Source organism: Dietzia sp. 111N12-1 (assembly GCF_001658045.1).
In the GTDB taxonomy this organism is placed as follows: Bacteria; Actinomycetota; Actinomycetes; order Mycobacteriales; family Mycobacteriaceae; genus Dietzia; species Dietzia kunjamensis.
In genome coordinates, this window is record NZ_LSSV01000081.1 from 1 (window position 1) to 2,576 (window position 2,576).

1 protein-coding gene is annotated in these 2,576 nt (G+C 67.0%); it reads right to left on the reverse strand.

Annotated elements, in window-relative coordinates; translation table 11 throughout:
- Positions 1–2,251: MobF family relaxase (gene mobF, locus AYO52_RS15295; RefSeq protein ID WP_156523643.1), on the reverse strand; the 2,251-nt coding region annotated here is incomplete at its 3' end.
- Positions 2,252–2,576 lie beyond the last annotated feature (325 nt).

Consider the following 2,576-nt stretch of genomic DNA (forward strand, 5'->3'; position numbering starts at 1 on the left):
CGGGGTTGCCGTCACGAAGGCCCAAGGTGGCTTCGGCTTGGGCGGTGTCTGAGCCCATGCGCATGACCTCGCGCAGTTCGGGGGTTCCCGGGGTGCGGGTCAGGTCGGCCAGCAGGCCTCCGGTCTCCACGGCGGATAGCTGTTTGGGGTCGCCGACCAGACGCAGGACGGCCCCGGTTTCGGCGGCGATCTCGGTCAAGGCGGCCAGGTTCTCGGTGCTGGCCATGCCGGCTTCGTCCACCAGCAGCATGTCGCCGGGGGAGATGGTCACCGGCAGGGCTGCGAGGGTGCGGCCGGGCTGGTTGGGGTTGCGGCCCAGCCACGTGAACGTCAGTGAGTCGATGGTGTGGCAGTCGGCGCCGATGTCCTCGGACAGGATGGCCGCAGCAGCGGCGGACGGTGCCAGTCCGATCACGGTGCGTCCGGTTGCGTGCCAGGTGTCGGCGACGATCTTCATGGAGGCGGTCTTGCCGGTGCCGGCCGGTCCGACGCCGGCGGCGAGCAGGGTTCCGGCCCCGATGAGGTGCCCGGCCAGCGCCCGCTGACCGGCATTCAGGCTCCACCCTTCGCTTGTCTCGTGTTCGGCCAGGACATGCTCGAGGACCGCTGCCGGGGCGGTGACCGCGACCGGGGTACGCGCAGCGTCCAGGGCGAGTTGCTCGGCGTCCAGGACGGCGTGGGTGGTGAACTTTTCGGTGTTGGCGTGCCGGTCCACCCCGGCCCCGTCCGGACGGGTCAGGGCACCCGGCAGGTCGAGGATTTCTGGTGGGGTCAAGGGGATGACCAACTCATCCATGGCGGTGTCCATCACCGCCTGGTGCGCCTGTTCCAGGGCCTGCTCGCCGGTGAACACGTAGCCCTTGAGTGCGGTCGACACCGCGGTCTGAACGTGCGAGCGGCGGAACTGTGCGCGCCTTGCCGTCACCGCCTCCACTGCCCGCTGGGCCACGACACGGGCGTGAGTGTCGGCGTTGAAGATGTCCCGCTCGACTCCGGCCTTGCCGTGCCGGGTGACCCGGTCGGTGAGGGTGTCCAGGGTGTGCTCATCGACGATCTGTGCGGCCCGCTCGCGCCAGCCGGCGCGGTGCTCGTCCAGCGACAGGGCCGGCTTTTTGGCGTCGCGGGTATCCAGGATGGCTTTCTGCCACAGGGCGTAGGAGGCCCGTTGTCCGGGTTGGCGGCCGTGCTTTGCGACGTAGTTGGCAACGAGCTGGTTGTAGACCGGGCGGGCCATCGCCCGTCGTGAGGAGAAAGCGTCGATCAGCTTGCGGTCGATGCCGGCGATTTCCCAGATCGGTGCCTTGTCCGGGTGCGGGTAGTGGGCCTGGAATTCCACGCCCATTCTCCGGGTGAGTTTGTCGTGCAGGATCGCGTCGTAGCGCGACGAGATCGCCTGATGCATCTGGAAGATGGCCCGCCCGTCCAGGGAGAGCCAGCGCCCGTCAGGGGCTTGGACTTTGTTGGCGATCAGCACGTGCGAGTGCAGGTCCGGGTCGCCGCCTCGAGTGTCGAAGTGGGTGAACTCTGAGGCGATGATCCCGCCGGTTTTGACCTGTTTGATGCCTCCGGTCCCGACCCGGGTGTAGATGGCGTTGTCCTCGGCCCACGCCAAGGCTTCGGCGACGGCTTCGTGATGCAGCGCGGCGATGTGGGAGGCGGTGTTCTCGTCGGCCAGTGCCCACCAGACGCTGACACTTTTCACTGGAGAGAACGTGAAATCGAATCCGGCGACGGCTTGTTTGACGCGGTCGCGTTCCCGGTTGACCCAGGCGATGACGTCTTCTCCGGAGGCGTGCTCGTAGCCGAACTCCTTGGTGTAGAAGGGGCGGGCCGTACTTTCGGCGATCTGGCCTCGTTCCTCGACGGTGGGGCGCCGTCCCTCGACGGCGAGGAAGGTTTTCTCGGCAGTAGCAATAGCCTGAAGGACCTCGACGCCGCCGGTGTAGATCGGGAAACTTCGGCCCAACTTGCACGCCGCGAGGGGCGCGCCGTCGGCCATCTTCTGGTCGGTGTCCGGGTGCAGTCCCTCGCCGTACAGGGCGGCCATCTGTTCCTCGGTCACGATGGCCCCAACGGTCGCGGTCTCGGAGTTCAATCCGGTCAGTCCGGAGCCGATCCAGACCCCCGGTGGGGTGCCTTTGGCGGCGTAGTAGTCCGACAGTGACTTGCCTTCGGGGTCGGCGTCATGGGTCGCCACCGAGCGCAGCAGGTACTGGTATCCAGTCCCTGCGTGAACCGCTCGCAGACTCATCACAGCCTCCAGCGTATGCGGCCGGTGGCGGGGCGTCTACGCCCCACGAGGCCGCAGGGCGCTGACCAGGTGTTTCCCGTCTATCACTAGAAGTGCATACTGTGTGTGGCAGTTTAAGCGAGCGACAGCGAGGATGATCTAGCACGGCCAGTGCTAGATGTGGTGCGGCGATCGGGGACCAGGACGGCGCGACGATGACGGCGGCATGGTGGTTGGGGATTGCGGCACGATGGGTGGGGCAATAGGGTCGATCACATGGCGGCTACCAAGACTGATTCACGTTCACAAACCGCACGCGCGAGGGCTCGTCAGGCGATGGCCGACG